Consider the following 20,951-nt stretch of genomic DNA (forward strand, 5'->3'; position numbering starts at 1 on the left):
GCGGTAGCTAAACCCCGATCGACAGCCCGAAGGGCAAAGTAGAGCAGGTCGTAGCCGGAATGAATAATGCGCTGGGGTTGCTGAAGCAGCGCCGTTTCCTGCCGCTGTTCGTCACCCAGTTCCTGGGCGCGTTCAACGACAATCTGTTCAAGCACGCGATGGTGCTGTTCGCGACGTATCAACTGTTCAAGGATCCGGCGAGCGAACAGAATTTCAACGCGCTGGCCACCGGCCTCGCGATCCTGCCGTTCGTGCTGCTCTCTGCCCTGTCGGGACAGCTGGCCGACACGCACGACAAGGCGCGGATCATCCGCATCGTGAAGACGGCGGAGATCGGCATCATGATCTACGGCGCGGCGGGGATGCTGGTCGCGCGCACCGGCTATGTCACGACCGGCGTGGTGATGATGCTCAGCGCCGTCGTGCTGCTCGGCGTCCATTCGACGTTCTTCGGGCCGATCAAATACGCGATCCTGCCCCAGCATCTGGAGGATCATCAGGTGCTGGGCGGTACCGGGCTGATCGAGGCCGCGACCTATCTGTCGGTGCTGACCGGCACGATCGTCGCAGGCTGGATCAGCGTCGAATGGGCCGCCGCGCTGGTGGTGGTAGTCGCGATCATCGGCTGGTTCACCGGGCGACAGGTGCCCCCCGCCCCGCGCAGCGGCCCCGAACTCACCATCAACTGGAACCCGTTCACCGCGTCGTGGCACCTGATCGCGGCGACGATGCACATCCGCCGCCTGTTCCTCGCGATCATCGCCATCAGCTTCTTCTGGACGATCGGATCGGTGCTGATCGTGATCTTCCCGGTGCTGGTCAAGAACGTGCTGACCGCCGACCAGCAGGTCGCGTCGCTGACCATCGCCATCTTTTCGATCGGCGTCGCGATCGGATCGGTTATCATCAACGCGCTGCTGAAAGGCCAGATTTCGGCGCGCTATTCGCCGGCCTCGGTCATCGCGATGGCGGCGTGCGTGCTGGCCTTCGCGTTCGAGGCGAAGGCATGGGTGCCCGCCCCCGGCGACACGCTGTACGGGGTGATCGACTTCGCCACCCATCCGCAGTCGCTGCTGCTGCTCGGCACGCTGGCGCTGATCGCGATCTTCGGCGGCATGTTCGTCGTGCCGCTCTACGCGTTCCTGACGACGACCGTCACCAAGGACCAGACCGCGCGGACGGTGGCGGCGAACAACGTCGTCAACTGCGCGTCGATGACCGTCGGCGCGATCAGCGTCATCCTGCTGACGAAGCTCGGCATCGGGCCGACCGACATGCTGCTGATCGTCGCGGCGATGTGCCTCGGCTCGGCATGGCTGGCATGGCGGCTGCACCGGGCGTGCGACGAGGGCTGCCCGGCGTAGGACGCAGCGTCTGCGCTACAGGATGAACGTGTAGAAGCAGATGAAGAAGGCGGTGAAGCTGACGACGAAGAGTTTCAGGTCGCTGTCCTCGCTCGATACCGGCACGCTGGCCAGCCGCGGCAGGCTGGCGCGGAACGGATGACGGCTGCGGGTTTCGCTCGGCGATTTCATCATGACCGCGTTAACGCGTTCTTTACCTTTTGGTCGCGTGCGATCGCGCGCACCCCGTCCGATATCGGGACGAGTCGCTATCCGCTCGCCACCGTCCGGTCGAGGTGCAGATAGGCCGGGGTGAAGATCGCCATCGCGCACAGCCGGTCGAGATCGAGGATGGTCAGCGTCCGTGCCTCCCACGCGATCAGCCCGTCGCGCCGCAGGTCCTGCACCATCCGGTTGACGTGTACCGGGGTCAGCCCGGTCGCCTCGGCCAGATCGGCCTGGGTCAGCGGGAATTCGCAGCTCGTGCCGTGGCATCGCCCGACCAGCCGCAACCGGAAATACACCTCGCAGAACAGCAGCGCGATCCGTTCGCGCGCGGTGCGCAGCCCCAGGCTGGCGATCCATTCGCGGTGCGTGCCCATCGCGACATGGTCGTTCCACCACAACGCCTGCGCGACGGCGCTGCGTGCTTGGCTCAGCGCGCTCAGTTGCTCGGGCACGACCTCGGCCACGGTCATCGTCGTGATCGCGCCGACGCCGTGGTCCATCCGCCCGATGACCTGCAGGTGCGGGTCGAACAGGTCGCCCGGCAACAGCAGCGACAGCATCTGCCGCCGTCCGTCGGGCAGTTGCCGGTAACGGCAGCCCCAGCCGTCGAGCACGAAATGCACGAAGCGCGGCACCTCCCCCTCCGCCACGACGTCGCGCCGCGACGCGACGACCCGCTGCCGCTGATCAAGCAGGGCATCGATCGCGACCCGGTCGGCGTCGGTCAGTTCGGCGTAGGCGAGCAGTCGAGAACGGTACCGCAGATCATGAGCCCCTGTCATAGGGGGCTCCAGCTAGCGCCTAATGCGAAGCGGCACGATATACTGGTTTAATCGACGGGGTTTGGCGCCGATTTTGGATCACGTTCGAAACGGATTATACGCAAACCAACAAAAAACCCCGCATCGCTGCGGGGTTCTTGGAAAAATGGTGGAGCCGAGGGGGATCGAACCCCTGACCTCTGCAATGCCATTGCAGCGCTCTCCCAGCTGAGCTACGGCCCCTCATTTCATGTCGACGTCCGGCGTCTGGAAGAACCGGTCGGCGTCCCCGTCGGGGAAGGCGCCCTCTATGCGGAGGGCGCGGTCTTGGCAAGCGGGTTTTTGGCCCGCCCGCCAAAAAAGCGTCAGCGTTCGGCTTCGCTGTCCTCGTCGGTCGTGTCGACGCCCAGGTCGTCGTCGCCGCCCAGGTCGACATCGTCGTCCGCCGACGGCTCGTCGTCGCCCTCGATGTCCAGATCGTCGCCCAGATCGGCGTCCTTGGTGCCTTCCTTTTCGACCTTCACCTGTTCGAACGGCAGCGGCTGCTTCGACTTCAGGATCGGCTCGGGATTCCAGTGCACGCCGCAATTGATGCAGGTGACCGGTTCGTCATTGCCAAGGTCGTAGAAGCGCGTCGCGCATTTCGGGCAGGTACGCTTCGTACCCCATTCCGGCTTCACCATGTGTAGCCAAACCTCTCGGTGTTGTGGAAGAACGGGGCGGAAACCCCGGATGGGGCCGCGCCTTGCCATAGCGGGCACGCGCTGTCAAAGCCGCCGGTCATGCACGATGCCACGCCCACTCCGCTTTCCGTCTGCGCCAGCGCCCCCCTGACGGGCACCGCCCCCGTCCCCGGCGACAAGTCGATCAGCCACCGTTCGCTGATGCTATCGGCGCTCGCCGTCGGCACCAGCCGCGTGACCGGCCTGCTGGAGGGGGAGGACGTGCTCGCCACCGCCGCCGCGATGCGGGCGATGGGGGCGACGATCGAACGCGGCGACGACGGCGTGTGGACGATCGACGGCGTCGGCGTCGGTGGGCTGCTGCAACCCGCGGGCGCGCTCGACATGGGCAATTCGGGCACCTCGACCCGGCTGCTGATGGGGCTGGTATCGTCCCACGCGATCACCGCGACCTTCACCGGCGACGCCTCGCTCAGCAAGCGGCCGATGGGCCGCGTCATCGAACCGCTGTCGCAGATGGGCGCGCAGATCACCGCCAGCCCCGGCGGGCGCCTTCCCCTCATGCTGCGCGGGATCGTGCCGGCGGTGCCAATCGACTATACGCTGCCGGTCGCCTCGGCGCAGGTGAAGTCGGCGATCCTGCTCGCCGGCCTGAACACGCCGGGCATCACCCGCGTGATCGAACCGGTGCCGACCCGCGACCATAGCGAGCGGATGCTCAGGGGATTCGGCGCGAAGCTGACCGTCGAGGTCACGCCCGCCGGCCGCATCATCGAACTGCATGGCGAGGCGGAGTTGCAGCCGCAGACGATCACCGTTCCCGGCGATCCGTCGTCGGCCGCCTTCCCGGTCGTCGCCGCGCTGCTGGTGCCGGGCAGCCACGTCACCATCACCAATGTCGGGCTGAACCCGACGCGCGCCGCGCTGTTCGACGTGCTGCGCGCGATGGGCGGCGACATCGTATTCGAAAATCCGCGCGACGTGGGGGGCGAGCCGGTCGCCGACATCGTCGTGCGCGCCTCGACGCTGACGGGGATCGAGGTCGACCCGGCGGTCGCCCCGGCGATGATCGACGAATTTCCGGTGCTGTTCGTCGCCGCCGCGCTGGCGAACGGCCGCACGATCACACGCGGGCTGGAGGAACTGCGCGTCAAGGAAAGCGACCGAATCACCACCATGGCCGAGGGGCTGCGCGCGATCGGCGCGCGGGTCGAGGAGACCGGGGACGGCCTCATCATCGACGGCACCGGCGGCGCGCTGCTGCCCGGTGGCGGCACGATCGCGGCCCGGCTCGACCACCGCATCGCGATGAGCTTCGTCGTCGCCGGGCTGGTCAGCAGGGCGCCGGTCACGATCGACGACATGGCACCGGTCGCGACCAGCTTCCCGACCTTCACCACGCTGCTGCGCGGCCTCGGGGCATCGCTGTGATTATCGCGGTCGACGGCCCGGCGGCGTCGGGCAAGGGCACGATCGCCCGCGCGCTGGCGCGGCATTACGGCCTGCCGCACCTCGACACCGGGCTGCTGTACCGCGCGGTCGCGACCCGCGTGCTGCGCGACGGGCTGGATCCGACGCGCGAGGCCGATTGCGTCTCGGCCTGCGACTTCGCCGATACGCTGCTGGACGACCCGTGGCTGCGCACCGACGAAGCGGGACAGGCCGCGTCGATCGTGTCGGCGCATCCGCTGGTCCGCTCGGCCCTGCTGCGCCGCCAGCGCCGGTTCGCGCAGCAGCCCGGCGGCGCGGTGCTCGACGGCCGCGACATCGGCACGGTGATCGCGCCCGACGCCGATGCGAAGCTGTTCGTGAAGGCGACGCCGGCGATCCGCGCCCGCCGCCGCCACGCCGAACTGGCGAAGGCCGGGTCCGACGTCACCTTCGACCGCGTCCTCGCCGACATCCGTGCCCGCGACGACCGCGATTCGGGCCGCGCCACCGCCCCCCTGACCATGGCCGCCGACGCCGCCCCGCTCGACACCAGCACCCTGTCGATCGAGGTCGCGGTCGAACGCGCCATCGCCATCGTCGAGGGGCAGCGGGGGAAGTAGACCGCCACCTTATCAAGGCTTGACCCGGCGTCCCGCTTCTTCGATCCCCCACGTCTACCGATTCCACCTCGCCCCAACCGTCATCCCGGCGAAGGCTGGGATTTCCCGGTGACAGCGCATGGCAGGAACCGCCGGAGGCCCCGGCCTCCGCTGGGACGACGTCTATGGTCAGAAGGCTTTCCTACACGACAGCCGCCTGCCATCGTTACCGGTGAGCTCTCCTGCCGACCCACCCGAAGCACCACCACAACAACCGCGCGAAAGCGCCACTATAGCCTGATGACATCAGGTAGAACCGTTTGTGCTGAGTAGGGACTGAGCTTGTCGAAGGCCCGTATCGAAGCATCACCACAGTCCTTCGATACGCCGCTTCGACAAGCTCAGCGACTACTCAGGACGAACGGTTCCGTTCAACGCCATCAGGCTATAGTGTGACCTTCGTGACCTTCGTGACCTTCGGCCACCGGACCGGACCCGAAACCGCCTGTCGCCTGGAGCTCCCCGCCGCTATAGCCGAACTCCCTTCAAGCGCGGACCCTGCCCCATGATCCCCGGTTTCGACCTCGCCGCCTTCGTCGCCGCCACCCTGTCCGAGGATATGGGCGAGGCGGGCGACATCACCGCCGCCGCGGTCATCCCGGCCGATGCGGTGTTCACCGGGGTGATGGACAGCCGCGACGCGATCACCGTCGCCGGGCTCGACATCGCCGCCGCCTTCTTCCGCCGGCTCGACCCGGCGGTCGTCATCGAACCGCTGGTCGCCGATGGGGATGCGGTCGCGCCCGGCACCGCGCTGATGCGGCTGCGCGGCAATGCCCGCGCGCTGCTGACCGCCGAACGCTCGGCGCTCAACACCGTCCAGCACCTCTCGGGCATCGCTACCCTCACCGCCACCTATGTCGCCGCGATCGCCGGGACCGGCGCGACGCTGCTCGACACGCGCAAGACAATCCCCGGCCTGCGCGTCCTCGAAAAATACGCGACCCGCATGGGCGGCGCGACGAACCACCGCATGGGGTTGTGGGACGCGGCGATGATAAAAGACAACCATGTCGCCGTCGCCGGATCGGTCGGCGAAGCCACTGCGCGCGCCCGGGCGGCGGGCATCGAGCGGATCATCGTCGAGGTCGATTCGCCCGACCAGATCGAACCGGCCCTTGCGGGCGGTGCCACCCACCTCCTGCTCGACAACATGGCCCCGGCGACGCTGCGCGACGCCGTCGCCCGGATCGCGGGGCGCGTGCCGGCCGAGGCATCGGGCGGCGTCCGGCTCGACACCATCCGCGCCATCGCCGAAACCGGCGTCACCTATGTCAGCGTCGGTCGCCTGACCCAGTCGGCCCCGGCGGCCGATATCGGGCTGGATTTCGCGCTCGACGCCGCATAACCACCGGTCGCACTGTTTGGGGGGAATGCGATGCGTCCGTCTTCGATCGTCCGGTTCGACCGGCTCTATCTCGCCTCGATCGCCGTCGGGCTGATCGGCAACATCCTCGACTGGCCGGTCACGATGGCACGGCTGGCCGAGAATCCCGACACCGCGGTGCTCGGATCGGGCGCGGTCGCGGCGGTCGGCGGCATGATCGCGGTCGGTGTCGCCATCGCGCTGCTGCTGTGGTTCTTCATCGCCCGGCGCGCCAGCGGAGTCGCCAGATGGATCCTCGTTGCCTTCACCGTCTTCGCGGTCGGCAGCCTGTTCGTCGGCTTTTCCAGCGGCGCGGTGATCCTCGACGGCGGCGGCATCGTCCGCATCGTCGCGGTCGCGCTCCAGACGGCGGCGGTGTTCTTCCTGTTCCGCCCCGACGCCGCCGCATGGTTCGCCGCCGATGTCGGGGAGGACGAAGCGTGAAGCGGATCGCCCTGACCCTCGCCCTGCTGCTGGCGCCGGTCGCGGCGCACGCACAGGCGCTGCAATGCGCCGCCCCTGCACACGTCGAACGCCCGCGCCCCGACCTGCCCAGCCCGCAGCAGCCGCGCCGCGTCCTCCCGATCGGCAGCTACACGCTGGCCATCAGCTGGAGCCCCGAATATTGCCGCACGCGCCGCGACGATGCGCGCAACGCCTTCCAGTGCGGCGGCGGCAACCGCTTCGGCTTCACGCTGCACGGCCTGTGGCCCGACGGCACGGGCAGGCAATGGCCGCAATATTGCGCGTCGACGCCGATCCTGCCCGATGCGGTGATCCGCCGGAACCTGTGCGCCACCCCCTCGGCCCAGCTGCTGCAGCACGAATATGCCAAGCACGGCACCTGCATGGGCGTCTCGCCCGCCGCCTATTTCGACGAATCGCGCACCTTGTTCCAGCGGCTGCGCTTTCCCGACATGATGGCGCTGTCGCGTCGGCCGACCCTGACCGCCGGACAACTCGCCGCCGCGATCGCCCGGCTGAACCCCGGCATGACGCCGCAATCGATGCGCGTGACCACCAACGCCCGCGGCTGGCTCGACGAGGTCTGGCTGTGCCTCGACACCCGCCGCCGCTTCACCCGCTGCCCGGCGCATCAGGGCGGCGTGACACCCGCTACCCGCGTCAGGATCTGGCGCGGCGGGCGGCAGGCGGGGTAATCAGCCCTCGACCGTCGCCGTCGCGGGATGGTGGCGGTCGAGATGCTTGCGGATGATGCGCAGGTTGCGCGTGTTAGAACGGAAGAAGAAATCGGGCACCGCGCCGACGACCGGGATCAGCCCCAGCGCCCAGTCGGTACCGACATTGCCCGCCATCCGCGCCATCTGCCACCGCGACATGCCCAGGTTGCGGGCCTCCCACAGCATGTAGCTGCCCATCGCCGCGCCGATGAAGCTGCCGACCACCGGGATCAGGTTCAGCAGGAAATCCAGCCCGACCGGGTGCTTCGTGCCCGGGATCGTCATCGATCGTTCCAGCAGCCGCTCGATCGCCACTACGCGGCGGCGCACGGCGGCGGGATTGCGGTCGAGATGTCCGGCGATCTGCTCGAACAATTCGGGGGAGATGCGGGTCGGCTTTGCCATGCCCCCTATCTGGTGTCGGCGCGCAGATGGTTCAACGGATGCACCGCGCGCGCGTTGGTCTGGAACGCGCGCAGCCGCGGTGCCACCAGCGACCAGCGCCACGGCCGCGCCACCGGCACGAACGCCACGTCCGCCGCCAGTGCCGCATCCGCCACCGCCAGCCGCTGCGCCCGTTCGGGCAGGGTGCCGGCATCGCGCGCCGCCGCGATCAGCGTCATCGCCTCCATCGAACAGGTCCGACACGCCGTCGCCAGATACCAGCGCGCACTGTCATAGGGCGCGACCCGGTCGAGCAGCCGCAGGTCGGCCGGCGCATCGATCGCCACCCGCTGCCCCGCGATCCCGATCCGCGCCAGCGCCGCCGCCACCCGCCCCCACAGCAACGTCGCACCCGGCCCGTCGGGCAGCGCCACGCGCAGCCGCACCGGCTGGCCATAGGCCGCCACCTGCGCCCGCGCGGTCGGCCAGCGCTGGTCCTCGGTCAGGTTGCGCCACGGTGGCAGCGCCGGGTCGGCCAGCGAATCGAGCCGTTCGGGCAGCACCGTGTCGGCCGCTCCCCAGCCCGCATCGATCGCGCCGGGCAGGTTCGCGCTTTGCAGCACCATCGCCACCGCCGCCCGCCCGAACGGCGTCGCCAGCAACCCCTCGCGCGAGACGAAGGCGAAGCCGAACAGCCCCCGCGCCGGATCGACGCGGATATCGGCGGGCCGCACATCGGCGGCGGCGACCAGCGGCCAGTCGGCGAAGTCGCCGCCCAGCACCAGATCGCTGCGCTTCCCGGCGAAACGCACCACCGCCAGCGCCGCGCGACTGCCGCGCAGCCGGACCTCGTCGGCGGCGACCGGTGGCGGTGCCTGCGGGTCGACCGGCGCGTGCAGCCGGATGCCGCGCCCCTGCAACCGGCGCAGCGGCCCGGTCCCCTGCGGCCCGCGGATCACCGCCAGTTCCGGCTGGGCCAGCAGGGTCAGCAATTCGGTATTGGGCCGCTTCAGCCGCACCTCGATCACCTGCGGCGTCATCGCCACGATCTCGTCGATCGAGCGCAGGAACGGGGTCAGCCGATGCCCCGCCTCGACCCGGACCGCGCGGCGCAGCGCCGCCACGACCTGTTCGGCGGTGACCGGCCGCCCGTCGCTCCACGTCGCATCGCCCAGCCGGAAGATATAGCTGCGGCCATCGTCGACCATGTTCCAGCGTTCGGCGAGCGCCGGCTCGACCTGCCCCGCCGCATCGAACCGCACCAGTCCCTGCGCCAGCGCCCCGCGCAGCAGCACCCGCTCGACATCGCCCCGCGCGCCATGCTCGATCGCGTCGACCACCACCGGCCGCTCGTCCGCCCCCCGGTCGCACGCACCGATCGCCAGCAACACGGGAACGAGGAACAGGAAACGCGCCATGGCCCCTCCCTTGCCACGAAAGGCGGGCGCCCGGCCAGTGGCTGGTACGGACGGCGGGACTTGAACCCGCACTCCCGATGGGAAGCGGATTTTAAGTCCGCTGCGTCTACCGATTTCGCCACGTCCGCGTGGGGTCACGCGTTCCAAGCGGATCGGGCGGGGTCCGTCAAGCGCCTGCGTCAGCGCAGCGTCTGGATGATGCCCGAGAAATCGGTGCCCGCATTCCCGTCCTCGACGAAGCGCGCGTACAGTTCGGCGGCCCGGGCCCCCATCGGCGTGTCGGCACCGGCCCCCGCCGCCGCCTGCATCGCGAGGCGCAGGTCCTTGAGCATCAGCGCAGCGGCGAACCCGCCCTGAAACCCGCGGTCGGCGGGCGTTTCCGGGCCGACGCCCGCGACCGGGCAATAGCTGGTCATCGACCAGCACTGGCCCGAACTGACCGAGGAAATGTCGTAGAAGGTCTGCGCGTCGAGCCCCAGCCTCTCCGCCAGCGCGAACGCCTCGCACGTCGCGATCATCGATGCGCCGAGCAGCATGTTGTTGCACATCTTGGCCGCCTGCCCCGCGCCGCTCGTCCCCGCATGGATCACCGCCTTGCCCATGTCGGACAGGAACGGCTCGGCCTTGGCGAAGGCGGCGTCGCTGCCGCCGACCATGAAGGTCAGCGCACCCGCATTGGCGGCGGCGATCCCGCCCGACACCGGGGCGTCGACCGCGTGCAGCCCCTTCGCCCGCGCCGCCCCGGCGACGCGGCGGGCGGTGTCGACGTCGATCGTCGAACAGTCGATCAGCACCGCGCCGGTATCGACCGCGTCGAACAGCGCGTCGGAATAGACCTGTGCGACATGGCTGCCCGCGGGCAGCATCGTCACCACCGCCTGCGCCCCCGCCGCCGCCTCGCCCGCATCGGCTACGGCCAGGCACCCCGCCGCCTTCGCCCGCGCCAGCGCGTCGGCCGACAGGTCGAACGCGCGCACGTCATGCCCCGCCTTCGCCAGATTGGCCGCCATGCCGCCGCCCATGTTGCCAAGGCCGATGAACCCGATCCGCGCCATATTCCGCCCTCCTATCGCCCGGTCCAGTTGCCGGGGCGCTTCTCGACGAAGGCGGTCATGCCTTCCTTCTGGTCCGCCGTGCCGAACAGCCCGTGGAACAGCCGCCGTTCGAACTGCACGCCCTGGCTCAGCGTCGTGTCGAACGCGGCGTTGACCATTTCCTTGTTCGCCTTCACCGCCAGTGGCGCCATCGCCGCGATCGTGGCGGCGGTCTTGACCGCATCCTCGACCAGATCGTCGGCCGGCACGATCCGCGCGACGAGGCCGCAGCGTTCCGCCTCCTCCGCGCCGATCATCCGCCCGGTCAGGCACATCTCCATCGCCTTGGCCTTGCCGACCGCGCGTGCCAGGCGCTGCGATCCGCCCATGCCCGGCGTCACCGCCAGCTTGATCTCGGGCTGGCCGAACTTCGCGGTATCGGCGGCGAGGATGAAGTCGCACATCATCGCCAGCTCGCACCCGCCACCCAGCGCGAAGCCGGCCACGGCGGCGATGATCGGCTTGCGGGTGCGCACGAACGCGTCCCAGCCGCTGAAATGGTCGCCGCCATACATGGCGGCGAAGTCCATCTCCTGCATCTCCTTGATGTCCGCGCCCGCCGCGAACGCCTTGGCCGATCCGGTGATGACCGCGCAGCCCTGTGACGGATCGGCGTCGAACGCGCGCATCGCGTCGAGCAGTTCGGACAGGATCTGCGCATTCAGCGCGTTGAGCGCCTGCGGCCGGTTCAGCGTGACCAGGGTCACGGCATCCCGGCGTTCGACGAGGATGGTTTCATAGTCGGACATAGGAATTCCCTAACGGATCGTCATTCCGGCGCAGGCCGGAATCCATGGACAGGCAAAGCTACCGGAAGAGCGGCGACGTCCCGACACAATGGATTCCGGCCTGCGCCGGAATGACGGAAAAATCATCGCGGCCGCCACTCGTCGCCCGCATGCAGCGGCGCGAAGATGCGGTCGATCATGTGGTCGCTCACCCCCTCGGGCGTCGCCGGATCCCATTTCGGCGCATGATCCTTGTCGACGATCACCGCGCGCACCCCCTCGACGATGTCGGGGCGCTGCACGATGCGGGTGACGACGGCATATTCCTGCCGCATCTCGTCCTCGAAGGTCGGCATGGTCGCACCGTCGAGCAGCAGTTTCAGCGACACCTTGCACGACAGCGGCGAACGCTGCCGCAGCGTCGCCAGCTGCGCCTGCGCCCAGTCCGACCCGTCGCCTTCCAGCGCGGCCAGGATTTCCTCGAAATCGTCGCTGGCGAACAGACGGTCGATGGCCTCGCGCTGCGTCAGGATCGGCGCATCGCCCGCCGGCGCGGCATGGTCGGACAGGATCGCCTCCGCCGCCATCGGGTCGGCGGCGATCGCCCGCTTCACCGTGTCCAGCGTGCCGGCGGGCAGCAGGTGCGTCGCCAGCCCCAGCGCCAGCATCTCCGCCCCGTCCAGCCGCGCGCCGGTCAGCGCCAGATACTGGCCAATGCGTCCCGGCAGACGCGACAGATACCAGCCGCCGCCGACATCGGGGAACAGCCCGATCGCCGTCTCGGGCATCGCGAAGCGGCTGTTCTCGGTCGCGACGCGGAAGCGGCACGGCTGCGAGATGCCGACGCCGCCGCCCATCGTCACTCCGTCCATGAACGCGATGGTCGGCTTGGCATAGGTGAACAGCCGGTGGTTCAGCCGGTACTCGGTCGCGAAGAACGCGCGGGCATCGGCCCCGTCGGCGGCGCTGCTGTCGGCGATCATGCGGATGTCGCCACCTGCGCAGAAACCGCGCCCCTCGGCATGGTCGATCACCACCGCCTGTACCGCCGCATCGTCGCGCCAGTCCTCCAGCGCGGCAAGCATGGCGTCGCACATCGCGTGGTTCAGCGCGTGCAGCGCCTTGGGCCGGTTCAGCCGGATGCGGCCGACATGATTGTCGATGGAGGTAAGGATCATGCAAATCCTCCCCGGCACGGAGTGTGGGATCGACCATGCCCCGCATGGTCGAGGATTGTCCGGGGGACAATCCGACCCCGCACTGGGGACCAGCCGCAGGCTGGTGGAGGGGGAGCGCCGCAATCGCAACCGGAGTGGATCAGGACAGCCCCCTCCACCACCGCTTCGCGGCGGTCCCCCTCCCCGTGCCGGGGAGGATTGGCGCGGTTCATCACTTCACCAACTCCCGCCCGATAATCATCCGCATCACCTGGTTGGTCCCCTCAAGGATCGAATGGACGCGCAGGTCGCGCCAGAAGCGTTCGATCGGATAGTCCATCAGATAGCCATAGCCGCCATGCAGCTGGAGCGCCTGATCCACCACCTTCGATCCCGTGTCGGTGGCGAAGCGTTTCGCCATTGCGGCGAAGCGCGTCTTGTCCGGCGCGTTCGCCGTCACCTTGGCCGCGGCGGTGTAGAGCAGCGCGCGCGCCGCCTCCAGCTCGGTCGCCATGTCGGCCAGCGTGAACTGCGTGTTCTGGAAATCGGCGATGGGCTTGCCGAACTGCTGCCGCGCCTTGGTATAAGCGACCGCCTCGTCCAGACAGCGTTGCGCACCGCCGAGCGAGCAGGCGCCGATATTGAGCCGGCCGCCGTCGAGCCCCTGCATCGCGATCGAGAAGCCCTGCCCCTCCGCGCCGACCAGATTGGCGGCGGGCACGCGGACCTGGTCGAGGATCACCGCGCGCGTCGGTTGCGAATGCCAGCCGAGCTTGCGCTCGTTCGCGCCGAACGACACGCCGGGCATGTCCTTCTCGACAACCAGGCACGAGATACCCTTCGGCCCCTCGCCACCGGTGCGCACCATCACCAGATAGACGTCGTTGTCGCCCGCACCCGAAATGAACTGCTTGGTGCCGGTGACGATATAGTCGTCGCCGTCGCGCACCGCTTTCGTCTTCAGCGCCGCCGCATCCGATCCCGACGACGGCTCGGTCAGGCAATAGCTGGCCAGCTTGGCCATCGTGACGAGGTCGGGGAGGAAGCGCGCCTTCAGTTCGGCCGAACCGAACGCGTCGAGCATCCACGCCGCCATGTTGTGGATCGAAATGAACGCGGAGGTCGACGGACAGCCATAGGCCATCGCCTCCATGATGAGCGCCGATTCCATCCGCCCGAGACCGATCCCGCCCGATTCCTCGGACACGTAGATCGCGGCGAAGCCCAGCTCGGCCGCCTGCCTGATCGTGTCGCGCGGAAAGATGTGTTTTTCATCCCACTCCGCGGCATGCGGCGTGATCGCGTCGGCGGTAAACCGGCGCGCCAGCTCCTGGATTTCGCGCTGGTCGTCGGTCAGGTCGAACTGGGTCACGCTTCACTCTCCACTATCGCTTCGGCCTCGATCTCCACCCGCCATTCGGGGCGGAGAAGTGCGGCCACCACCAGCATCGTCGCGGCGGGCCGCACGGTGCCGAAAATCCTGCCATGCACCCGCCCGACCGCATCGGCATCGGCCGGGTCGGTCAGGTACATGCGCGTGCGGACGACATCGTCGATCCGCCCGCCCAGTTGCCCGATCGCCTGCGAAATGATCGCGAAGCAGCGCTCGGCTTGGGCAGCTACGTCGCCCGGCGTGCTGCTGCCGTCCGGCTCGACCGGCGCGGTGCCCGACACGAGGATGCGGTCGCCCACCCACACGGCCCGCGCGAAGCCGATCGCGGCTTCGTAGGGCGAAGCGGAGGCAGTATGCCGGCGCGCCATCACCGCGCCTCGTGCAGCACGCGCCGCCGATACAGCGGGGTCGCGATCGACAGCGTGTTGCGCTCGTACCAGCGCGGCGCCGGCAGGCCCTTTTCCCACGCGATCGCCTCCAGCAGCGTCCCCTGCGCCGATGGCACATCGGGGTGCAGCTTCGCGATCGGATCGCGATAGGCGGCGTCGACACTGACGATCTGCCATCCCTTCCGGCGCAGGCCCGCGACCAGATCGGCGATCCAGCAGGCGGCAAGGTCGGTTTCGTGGAGCAGCATCACCTGCACCGGCTGCCGTCCCAGCGCCTTGCGCGCCAGACCGTCGGCGAACTCGGCGGATTCGACATGCGTCTCGACATAGAGGTCACGCAAGCCGTCCATGTCGACCGGCTTGCCCGCCTTGCGCGCGTCGGCGGTCAGGCTCTCGATATTCCAGTCCGACCCGTCGACCGTGACATAGCCGTTGGCGAGCCCGCGTGCGGCCAGCCCGGCACGCACCGCGTCACGCTTGGCCCTGTCGCTGCCGCCTTCGTCCAGATACGGGAAGCGGAACCACGGCCGCAGCCCCTGCCGCCCTTCCAGCCACGCGCCCGCCCGGTCGATATCGGCCAGATAGGCTTCGGCGGTCATCGCCTTCAGTGCGGGATGACTGAAACTGTGGTTGGCGACGACATGCCCTGCGGCGACATAGGCCGCGATCCGCCGTTCGCCGCCTGTGCCATCGGGATCGGACAGGTTGCCCGGCACGACGAAGAACGCCGCTTGGGCGACCTTCGCCCGGCGCAGGCCCGCGATCAGCCGCTCGGTCCGCTGGTCGGGGGTCAGGAACGGCCCCCGCGCACGCGGCACGTCGTCGAAGGTCAGCGCGATCCGCTTCTGCGCCATCGCGGGCAGCGCGGCAACGCACGCCGCCACGACCGCCACCAACCAAAGTTTCATATCGTCATCCCATCGTCGGAATAACAAACGCATCCTGCGTCCGCGCCGCCGCGCCGTCCTCGGCCTGGCCGCCCATCGCCGAACCGTCGGGCCAGCGCTGGGTGATCGTCTTGACCTTCGTCCAGAAGCGCACGCCCTCTTCGCCATGCTGGTTCACGTCGCCGAACGCGCTGCGCTTCCACCCGCCGAAGCTGTGATAGGCGACCGGCACCGGGATCGGCACGTTGATGCCGACCATGCCGACATTGACGCGGGCAGCGAATTCGCGCGCGGCATGGCCGTTGCGGGTGAAGATCGCGACGCCGTTGCCGTATTGATGCTCGCTCGGCAGGCGGACGGCGGTCTCGAAATCGGGCGCGCGGACGATCTGGAGCACGGGGCCGAAGATTTCCTCGCGATAGGATTCCATCTGCGGCGTCACATGGTCGAACAGCGTCGGGCCGATGAAGAAGCCACGCTCATGCCCCTGCAGGCTGAACCCGCGCCCGTCGACGACCAGTTCGGCGCCTTCCTCGACGCCCCTGGCGATCCAGCCCTCGACCCGCGCCTTGTGCTGCGCGTTCACCACCGGACCGTAATGGGCGTCGGCATCGGTCGACACCCCGACGCGCAGCGCCGCGATGGCGGGGATCAGCTTTTCGCGTAAGCGCTCGGCGGTCTTGTCGCCGACCGGCACCACTACCGGCAGCGCCATGCAGCGCTCGCCCGCCGATCCGAACGCGGCCCCCGCCAGATCGGCGACGACCTGGTCGAGATCGGCGTCGGGCATGACGATGCCGTGATTCTTGGCCCCGCCCATCGCCTGCACGCGCTTGCCCGCCGCGACGCCGCGCCTGTAGACATAATGCGCGATGTCGCTCGACCCGACGAAGCTGACCGCGCCGATCGCATGATGGTCGAGGATCGCGTCGACCACCGTCTTGTCGCCGTGCACGACCTGCAGGATACCTTGCGGAGCACCCGCCTCCAGCATCAGTTCGGCCAAGCGCACCGGGACCGAAGGATCGCGCTCGCTGGGCTTCAGGATGAACGCGTTGCCGCACGCGATGGCGACGCCGAACATCCACATCGGGATCATCGCCGGGAAGTTGAACGGCGTGATCCCCGCACCGATGCCGACGGGCAGCCGCATCGAATAGACGTCGATCCCCGGCCCCGCGCCCTGGGTATAGTCGCCCTTCAGCAGATGCGGCACGCCGCAGGCGAATTCGATGACGTCCAGCCCGCGCTGGATGTCGCCCTTCGCATCCGCGATCACCTTGCCATGCTCGCTCGACAGCAGCTCGGCCAGCTGCTGCATGTTCGCCTCGACCAACTGCTTGAAGGCGAACAGCACGCGGGCGCGCTTCTGCGGATTGGTCGCCGCCCAGCCCGGCTGCGCCGCCTGTGCCGCCGCCACCGCGCGGTCGAGATCGGCGGCGGTGCCGAGGCGGACATGCGCCTGCACCTCGCCGCGATTGGGATCGAACACCGCGCCCGTCGCGCCGTCCATGGTCTGGCTTCCGCCGGCGATCACATGATCGATGACCCGCATACACTCTCCTGTCGGTCGCGGTTGGGCCGGTCTGTCGCCGACTCATTCCCGCGCAATATTATTGCTTTTGGCATAGCAGGGCGCGGCTGTCAGCGCCCAATCGTCGGAACCTTGCCCCGGGTCGTCCGCTTGGCAGGCCATGCAACATGGTTCCGAGCAGGCACGCGCGCAGCAGACGGTGAAGGTTCGATCGCGATTCCGCTATCGGCTGACGTCGTCGGCGATCAATGCCCTCATCTTTTCCTCGCTGATCGGTGCGGTCGGTGCGCTGGTCCGCGTCGGGCCGGCGGGGTTCCGGGACGCGTTCGTGCAGGGGGCGCCGATCGGGTTCGCCACCGCATTGCCGGCGTCGCTGCTGGTCGTACCGGTGGTGCAGCGGCTGGTCGACCGGCTGTTCGGGGTCGATGCCCCCGAATAGCACCGGAAGTTGGTGAAGGTGCCGCAGAACGATTGACCTCCCTGCGCCCCATTAATATGATAAATTGCATTATCGATCGGGCACCATGTCCGGCGGGTTCGGGGAGGGCAGGATGCGCGCAGGGGTTTCACGGGTCACGGCGATGCTGGTCGCGGCAGTCGCGGCGGTCCAGCCGGTGGTGGCGCAGGAGGTGCTCGACACCGATCCGAACACGCTGGCCCCATCCAAGGACCCGAAGCGCATGGCCAACGGCCTCGCCCGGACGCCGCCGATGGGCTGGAACAGCTGGAACAAGTTCGCCTGCAAGGTCGACGAAGGCGTCATCCGCGCCACCGCCGATGCGATCGCGTCGAACGGCATGAAGGAAGCCGGCTACGAATATGTGGTCATCGACGATTGCTGGCACGGGACCCGCAACGCCGACGGCTTCATTACCGAGGACCGCCAGCGCTTTCCCGGCGGCCTGAAGGCGCTGGGCGACTATATCCACAGCAAGGGGCTGAAGTTCGGCATCTATTCGGACGCGGGCACCAAGACGTGCGGCGGCCGGCCCGGCAGCCAGGGACACGAGGCGCAGGACGCGATCCAGTACGCCCGCTGGGGTGTCGACTACCTGAAATACGACTGGTGCTCGACCGGCGTGCGCAACGCCGAGGAAGCCTATGCCACGATGGCCGACGCGCTGAAGGCCAGCGGGCGGCCGATCCTGTTCTCGATGTGCGAATGGGGCACGTCGAAGCCATGGCTGTGGGCGTCGAAGATCGGCAACATGTGGCGCACCACCGGCGACATCACCGACAAATGGATCGGCAAGCACGGCTATAGCTGGGGCGTCGCGTCGATCGTCGACCTGAACGAGCCGCTATGGCCCTATGCCGGTCCGGGCCACTGGAACGACCCCGACATGCTCGAAGTTGGCAATGGTGGGCTGACCGACACCGAATATCGCGCGCATTTCTCGCTATGGGCGCTGATGGCGGCACCGCTGATCGCGGGCAACGACGTCGCGACCATGGACCGGCCGACCCGCGACATCCTGCTCAACCGCGAGGTCATCGCGGTCGACCAGGACCGGCTGGGCAGCCAGGGCCACCGCGTCGCCCGCGACGGCACCAGCGAGGTATGGGTCAAGCAGATGGCCGATGGCGGCCGGACGCTGCTGCTGTGGAACCGGGGCGAGACCCCGGCACGGATCACCGCCGACTGGACCACGCTGGGCCTGCCCGCCAACATCCGCCTGAAGGCGCGCGACCTGTGGGCGCACAAGGATCTGGGGCGGTTGTCGCGCAGCTATTCGGCAGAGGTCGCACCGCACGGCGTGGCGATGGTGCGGTTGAATCCGTGAGGTGGACTGGTAGGCGGGTATTCAACGCTCTTCGTCACCCCTGACTTGATCGAGGCCTCTGCGAAAGTCTCGAACAGAGCGAACTCCTCGCCGTACCCCGGCGAAGGCCGGGGGCCAGTTGGAAAGGCTGTTCCGTATCTTGCCAATGCCCCCCAACTGGGCCCCGGCCTTCGCCGGGGTACGGATGGAGGCCTTTCGCAGAGGTATCGATAAGGCCCGGGGTGAGGCGGTGGCGTTCACCGTCCCCAAACGTCCTTGCGCCCGTCGATCGCCTGACCGATCGCCGCGGCGATCTTCGCATCGTCGGCGACGCTCGGGTGGAAGTGGCAGCCGGCAAAGGCCAGCCCCGTCACCGGTACGACCGCAAGGCGCTTCTCGCCGGCCGCGCGCAGCGTGGCGCCGACCTTCGCCACTTCGCGCACGATCTCGCCATCGGCCAGATCGGTCGCCCACAGCACGAAGAAGGCGTCCGGACTGCGGCGGCGCAGATCCTGCACGAAGCGGACATAGCGCGCCTCGTAATCGGCGTGCAGCGCGTCGCGGGTCTTCCACCGTTCCCCGGGCTTGAGCGGCGTCGAGAAATCGTTGGTGCCGAGCGCGATGACGATCACCTGCGGCTGCCACCCGACGTCGTTCGCCGGCGTCTGCCCGTCGAACAGCGCGTACGGATAGGCGTCGGGAATGGTCGTCGCCGCCATGCCGCCATAGTTGCGCACGATGCCGCGGCCGGAAATGGCGTTGACGCGGTAGGCGGCGTCGTAACGGCGCGACAGTTGCCCGGCGATGCCCTGCGCCGTGTTCGTCGTCTCCCACACCTGCGCTTCGGTGCAGTCGCGCGTGGTCGAGGTGTTGCCATAGCCGACGGTGTGCGAATCGCCGATGAACTCGATCGAGCGGGGCCGGTTGGCGGGCGCTGGCAACGGGGTCGTGCCGGCGGGCGCGAACAGCCCGCCGAACGCGGTCGGCCCGGCCTGCGATTCGCTGACGACGTCGATGCGGACCCGGTGGCGGCCGGCGGACGGCGCGGTCAGCCGGTAGCGGCCGGGCGCGGGCCGGACCAGCGCGATCGGCGCGGCACCATCGATCGCGATACGCAGCGACACGTCGCCCGGTCCCACCACCATATCGACCGCGGGTCCACGGAACGCCGCCTCGAAATAGGTCCCGGGCCATTGCCGGCGATAGCGGGTCGATGCGTCGGTACCCGGCGCCACGCGCCCGCCGACCTGTAGCGGCAAGGGCCGTGCGTCGGTCGCGTCGCCGGACAGCCGCTGGACCCCGGCGACGGGACGTTCCTGTGCCGAGGCGACCGCCGGCAAGGCGATCAGCGCCGGCAGGGTCATCAGCGCCGGCAGCGCCGCGCGGAGCAGTAAGGGGGGCATCGTCGTCTCCTGAATACCGGCGGCAACAAATCGGTGTCTTTTACAGCGCATAGCTGCCACCCACACCCGGTCCAGCGGAAAAACAAGAGGGACGTATGACACGGCACGGCGACTGGATCGACAATGCCCCCCGGCTGGCCGACATTCCCGTTCCCGGAAATGCCGCGGCGTTCGACGCGCTGCTCGACACCGCCCGCCCGGTGGTGCTGCGCGGGCTCGCCGCCGACTGGCCGGCGGTGGCGGCGGCAGGCCATGGGCATGACGCGATGGCGGCCTATCTGCGCCGCTTCGACGGCGGGCGGCCGCTGGGGCTGTTCGCCGGCGCGCCGGAGATCGACGGGCGGTTTTTCTACCGCGACGACATGCGCGGGTTCAATTTCGAACGCGGGCAGATCCCGCTGCCGGTTCTGCTCGACGCGTTGTTGCAGGCGGCGGACGCCCCCACGCCGCCCGCGCTCTATGCCGGGGCGAGCGCGGCGAAGGAGCATTTCCCCGGCTGGACGCGCGACAACGTCCTGCCGCTGCCGACCGGCGATGCGACCGCGCGGGTGTGGATCGGCAATGGCAGCCGCGTGTCGGCGCATTTCGACATGGCCAGCAACGTGGCGGTGGTCGTCGCCGGGCGGCGGCGGGTGGTGCTGTTTCCGCCCGAACAGGTCGCCAACCTGTATATCGGCCCGCTCGACGTCACCATGGCGGGACAGCCCGCGACGATGGTCGATATCGAGCGCCCCGACCTTGCGCGCTTTCCCCGGTTCGCCAAGGCGCAGGCCCATGCGGTCGTCGCCGATCTGGCGCCGGGCGACGCGATCCTGATCCCGACGCTGTGGTGGCACGAGATCCGGGCGTCCGGGGCGCTGAACGTGCTGGTCAACTACTGGTGGACGCGCGGGACGCCCGACGCGCCGTTCCTCGCGCTGGTCCACGCGATCCTCGCGGTGCGCGACCGGCCGGCGGCGGAACGCGCGGCGCTGCGCACCTGGTTCGACCATTATGTGTTCGGCGACGATGCGGCGGGGGTGGCGGACCACCTGCCAGTCGCGGCGCGTGGCATACTGGGCGCGCCCGGCGCGGAGCGCGATGCACGGATTCGCGGGTATCTGCGGCAGATGCTGGGGTAAGCGAACATCTATACGGCGACGCACACCC

22 protein-coding genes and 2 tRNA genes are annotated in these 20,951 nt (G+C 68.9%); 9 read left to right on the top strand and 15 right to left on the bottom strand.

The features are described 5' to 3' along the window. Positions 1-59: 59 nt before the first annotated feature. Positions 60-1,364, top strand: a complete 1,305-nt coding sequence (locus QLH51_RS09175) for an MFS transporter (protein WP_125657978.1) — start codon at positions 60-62, stop codon at positions 1,362-1,364. Between the two features lie 15 nt (positions 1,365-1,379). Here the strand turns inward: QLH51_RS09175 and QLH51_RS09180 are convergent, their stop codons facing one another. The 4 genes from QLH51_RS09180 to QLH51_RS09195 all read right to left on the bottom strand — a co-directional run bounded on the left by QLH51_RS09180 (position 1,380) and on the right by QLH51_RS09195 (position 3,015). Then, positions 1,380-1,535, bottom strand: coding sequence for a hypothetical protein (locus tag QLH51_RS09180; protein WP_164516145.1), 156 nt, complete (start codon positions 1,533-1,535; stop codon positions 1,380-1,382). A 77-nt stretch (positions 1,536-1,612) separates the two neighbouring features. Next, entirely contained in the window at positions 1,613-2,353 is a 741-nt protein-coding gene (locus QLH51_RS09185) for a Crp/Fnr family transcriptional regulator (RefSeq protein ID WP_125657981.1), read from the bottom strand. 146 nt (positions 2,354-2,499) lie between these two features. Further along, a tRNA-Ala gene (locus tag QLH51_RS09190) sits at positions 2,500-2,575 on the bottom strand. Positions 2,576-2,697: 122 nt separating this feature from the next. Next, entirely contained in the window at positions 2,698-3,015 is a 318-nt protein-coding gene (locus QLH51_RS09195; RefSeq protein WP_125657984.1) for an FYDLN acid domain-containing protein, read from the bottom strand. Positions 3,016-3,114: 99 nt separating this feature from the next. Between QLH51_RS09195 and aroA the strand changes: the two genes are divergently transcribed. The 5 genes from aroA (at position 3,115) to QLH51_RS09220 (ending at position 7,631) form a co-directional block, all read left to right on the top strand. Beyond that, the gene (gene aroA, locus QLH51_RS09200; RefSeq protein WP_125657987.1) at positions 3,115-4,446 is read left to right on the top strand and encodes a 3-phosphoshikimate 1-carboxyvinyltransferase; all 1,332 of its coding nucleotides are present in this window, start codon (positions 3,115-3,117) and stop codon (positions 4,444-4,446) included. Continuing rightward, on the top strand, positions 4,443-5,066 hold the full coding sequence (gene cmk / locus QLH51_RS09205) for a (d)CMP kinase (RefSeq protein WP_125657990.1): 624 nt from the start codon (positions 4,443-4,445) through the stop codon (positions 5,064-5,066). The genes aroA and cmk overlap by 4 nt, the downstream gene beginning before the upstream one ends. Before the next feature lie 544 nt (positions 5,067-5,610). Next, positions 5,611-6,453, top strand: a complete 843-nt coding sequence (gene nadC / locus QLH51_RS09210) for a carboxylating nicotinate-nucleotide diphosphorylase (protein WP_125657993.1) — start codon at positions 5,611-5,613, stop codon at positions 6,451-6,453. 30 nt (positions 6,454-6,483) lie between these two features. Further along, positions 6,484-6,915, top strand: coding sequence for a hypothetical protein (locus QLH51_RS09215; protein WP_125657996.1), 432 nt, complete (start codon positions 6,484-6,486; stop codon positions 6,913-6,915). Beyond that, positions 6,912-7,631, top strand: coding sequence for a ribonuclease T2 family protein (locus QLH51_RS09220; protein WP_206429034.1), 720 nt, complete (start codon positions 6,912-6,914; stop codon positions 7,629-7,631). The genes QLH51_RS09215 and QLH51_RS09220 overlap by 4 nt, the downstream gene beginning before the upstream one ends. On the opposite strand, the gene QLH51_RS09225 is transcribed toward QLH51_RS09220, so the two are convergent. The 10 genes from QLH51_RS09225 to QLH51_RS09270 form a co-directional block, all read right to left on the bottom strand. Beyond that, positions 7,632-8,057, bottom strand: a complete 426-nt coding sequence (locus QLH51_RS09225; RefSeq protein ID WP_125658003.1) for a DUF4112 domain-containing protein — start codon at positions 8,055-8,057, stop codon at positions 7,632-7,634. A gap of 5 nt (positions 8,058-8,062) precedes the next feature. Beyond that, positions 8,063-9,454: an ABC transporter substrate-binding protein gene (locus QLH51_RS09230; RefSeq protein ID WP_125658006.1), complete on the bottom strand. Its 1,392-nt coding sequence runs from the start codon at positions 9,452-9,454 to the stop codon at positions 8,063-8,065. 42 nt (positions 9,455-9,496) lie between these two features. After that, positions 9,497-9,582, bottom strand: a tRNA-Leu gene (locus QLH51_RS09235). Positions 9,583-9,633: 51 nt separating this feature from the next. Next, on the bottom strand, positions 9,634-10,509 hold the full coding sequence (gene mmsB, locus QLH51_RS09240) for a 3-hydroxyisobutyrate dehydrogenase (protein ID WP_125658009.1): 876 nt from the start codon (positions 10,507-10,509) through the stop codon (positions 9,634-9,636). An 11-nt stretch (positions 10,510-10,520) separates the two neighbouring features. Beyond that, a complete protein-coding gene (locus QLH51_RS09245; RefSeq protein ID WP_125658012.1) occupies positions 10,521-11,297 on the bottom strand; it encodes an enoyl-CoA hydratase in 777 nt (258 codons plus the stop codon). A 122-nt stretch (positions 11,298-11,419) separates the two neighbouring features. Further along, positions 11,420-12,454, bottom strand: coding sequence for an enoyl-CoA hydratase/isomerase family protein (locus tag QLH51_RS09250; protein WP_125658015.1), 1,035 nt, complete (start codon positions 12,452-12,454; stop codon positions 11,420-11,422). 211 nt (positions 12,455-12,665) lie between these two features. Beyond that, positions 12,666-13,805 carry an acyl-CoA dehydrogenase family protein gene (locus QLH51_RS09255; RefSeq protein ID WP_125658018.1) on the bottom strand — a complete coding sequence of 380 codons (1,140 nt, stop codon included), beginning with the start codon at positions 13,803-13,805 and terminating at the stop codon, positions 12,666-12,668. After that, on the bottom strand, positions 13,802-14,194 hold the full coding sequence (locus QLH51_RS09260) for a RidA family protein (RefSeq protein WP_125658021.1): 393 nt from the start codon (positions 14,192-14,194) through the stop codon (positions 13,802-13,804). Before QLH51_RS09260 ends, QLH51_RS09255 begins: the two co-directional genes overlap by 4 nt. Continuing rightward, the gene (locus QLH51_RS09265) at positions 14,194-15,123 is read right to left on the bottom strand and encodes a polysaccharide deacetylase family protein (RefSeq protein ID WP_125658024.1); all 930 of its coding nucleotides are present in this window, start codon (positions 15,121-15,123) and stop codon (positions 14,194-14,196) included. The genes QLH51_RS09260 and QLH51_RS09265 overlap by 1 nt, the downstream gene beginning before the upstream one ends. A 4-nt stretch (positions 15,124-15,127) precedes the next feature. After that, positions 15,128-16,657 carry a CoA-acylating methylmalonate-semialdehyde dehydrogenase gene (locus QLH51_RS09270; protein WP_125658025.1) on the bottom strand — a complete coding sequence of 510 codons (1,530 nt, stop codon included), beginning with the start codon at positions 16,655-16,657 and terminating at the stop codon, positions 15,128-15,130. 139 nt (positions 16,658-16,796) lie between these two features. On the opposite strand from QLH51_RS09270, the gene QLH51_RS09275 reads away from it, so the two are divergent. Both QLH51_RS09275 and QLH51_RS09280 read left to right on the top strand, forming a co-directional pair. Beyond that, positions 16,797-17,075 carry a DUF2798 domain-containing protein gene (locus QLH51_RS09275; protein ID WP_125658028.1) on the top strand — a complete coding sequence of 93 codons (279 nt, stop codon included), beginning with the start codon at positions 16,797-16,799 and terminating at the stop codon, positions 17,073-17,075. 112 nt (positions 17,076-17,187) lie between these two features. After that, positions 17,188-18,420 (top strand): glycoside hydrolase family 27 protein, encoded by a 1,233-nt coding sequence (locus QLH51_RS09280; RefSeq protein WP_125658031.1) that lies wholly within the window; start codon positions 17,188-17,190, stop codon positions 18,418-18,420. Positions 18,421-18,656: 236 nt separating this feature from the next. Here QLH51_RS09280 and QLH51_RS09285 read toward each other — a convergent pair whose 3' ends face one another. Beyond that, a complete protein-coding gene (locus QLH51_RS09285) occupies positions 18,657-19,802 on the bottom strand; it encodes an SGNH/GDSL hydrolase family protein (protein ID WP_206429035.1) in 1,146 nt (381 codons plus the stop codon). Between the two features lie 95 nt (positions 19,803-19,897). On the opposite strand from QLH51_RS09285, the gene QLH51_RS09290 reads away from it, so the two are divergent. Next, positions 19,898-20,923, top strand: a complete 1,026-nt coding sequence (locus QLH51_RS09290) for a cupin-like domain-containing protein (protein WP_125658034.1) — start codon at positions 19,898-19,900, stop codon at positions 20,921-20,923. Positions 20,924-20,951: the final 28 nt, after the last annotated feature.

Source organism: Sphingomonas sp. 2R-10 (genome assembly GCF_030062225.1).
GTDB lineage: Bacteria > Pseudomonadota > Alphaproteobacteria > Sphingomonadales > Sphingomonadaceae > Sphingomonas.

What these genes read in the sequence shown, in the direction of transcription:
- QLH51_RS09175 (WP_125657978.1), top strand. Translation starts at nt 60, where the DNA reads ATGAATAATGCGCTGGGGTTGCTGAAGCAGCGCCGTTTCCTGCCGCTG.
- QLH51_RS09180 (WP_164516145.1), bottom strand. Translation starts at nt 1,535, where the DNA reads ATGAAATCGCCGAGCGAAACCCGCAGCCGTCATCCGTTCCGCGCCAGC.
- QLH51_RS09185 (WP_125657981.1), bottom strand. Translation starts at nt 2,353, where the DNA reads ATGACAGGGGCTCATGATCTGCGGTACCGTTCTCGACTGCTCGCCTAC.
- QLH51_RS09195 (WP_125657984.1), bottom strand. Translation starts at nt 3,015, where the DNA reads ATGGTGAAGCCGGAATGGGGTACGAAGCGTACCTGCCCGAAATGCGCG.
- aroA (WP_125657987.1), top strand. Translation starts at nt 3,115, where the DNA reads ATGCACGATGCCACGCCCACTCCGCTTTCCGTCTGCGCCAGCGCCCCC.
- nadC (WP_125657993.1), top strand. Translation starts at nt 5,611, where the DNA reads ATGATCCCCGGTTTCGACCTCGCCGCCTTCGTCGCCGCCACCCTGTCC.
- QLH51_RS09215 (WP_125657996.1), top strand. Translation starts at nt 6,484, where the DNA reads ATGCGTCCGTCTTCGATCGTCCGGTTCGACCGGCTCTATCTCGCCTCG.
- QLH51_RS09225 (WP_125658003.1), bottom strand. Translation starts at nt 8,057, where the DNA reads ATGGCAAAGCCGACCCGCATCTCCCCCGAATTGTTCGAGCAGATCGCC.
- QLH51_RS09230 (WP_125658006.1), bottom strand. Translation starts at nt 9,454, where the DNA reads ATGGCGCGTTTCCTGTTCCTCGTTCCCGTGTTGCTGGCGATCGGTGCG.
- mmsB (WP_125658009.1), bottom strand. Translation starts at nt 10,509, where the DNA reads ATGGCGCGGATCGGGTTCATCGGCCTTGGCAACATGGGCGGCGGCATG.
- QLH51_RS09245 (WP_125658012.1), bottom strand. Translation starts at nt 11,297, where the DNA reads ATGTCCGACTATGAAACCATCCTCGTCGAACGCCGGGATGCCGTGACC.
- QLH51_RS09250 (WP_125658015.1), bottom strand. Translation starts at nt 12,454, where the DNA reads ATGATCCTTACCTCCATCGACAATCATGTCGGCCGCATCCGGCTGAAC.
- QLH51_RS09260 (WP_125658021.1), bottom strand. Translation starts at nt 14,194, where the DNA reads ATGGCGCGCCGGCATACTGCCTCCGCTTCGCCCTACGAAGCCGCGATC.
- QLH51_RS09265 (WP_125658024.1), bottom strand. Translation starts at nt 15,123, where the DNA reads ATGAAACTTTGGTTGGTGGCGGTCGTGGCGGCGTGCGTTGCCGCGCTG.
- QLH51_RS09270 (WP_125658025.1), bottom strand. Translation starts at nt 16,657, where the DNA reads ATGCGGGTCATCGATCATGTGATCGCCGGCGGAAGCCAGACCATGGAC.
- QLH51_RS09275 (WP_125658028.1), top strand. Translation starts at nt 16,797, where the DNA reads ATGCAACATGGTTCCGAGCAGGCACGCGCGCAGCAGACGGTGAAGGTT.
- QLH51_RS09280 (WP_125658031.1), top strand. Translation starts at nt 17,188, where the DNA reads ATGCGCGCAGGGGTTTCACGGGTCACGGCGATGCTGGTCGCGGCAGTC.
- QLH51_RS09285 (WP_206429035.1), bottom strand. Translation starts at nt 19,802, where the DNA reads ATGCCCCCCTTACTGCTCCGCGCGGCGCTGCCGGCGCTGATGACCCTG.
- QLH51_RS09290 (WP_125658034.1), top strand. Translation starts at nt 19,898, where the DNA reads ATGACACGGCACGGCGACTGGATCGACAATGCCCCCCGGCTGGCCGAC.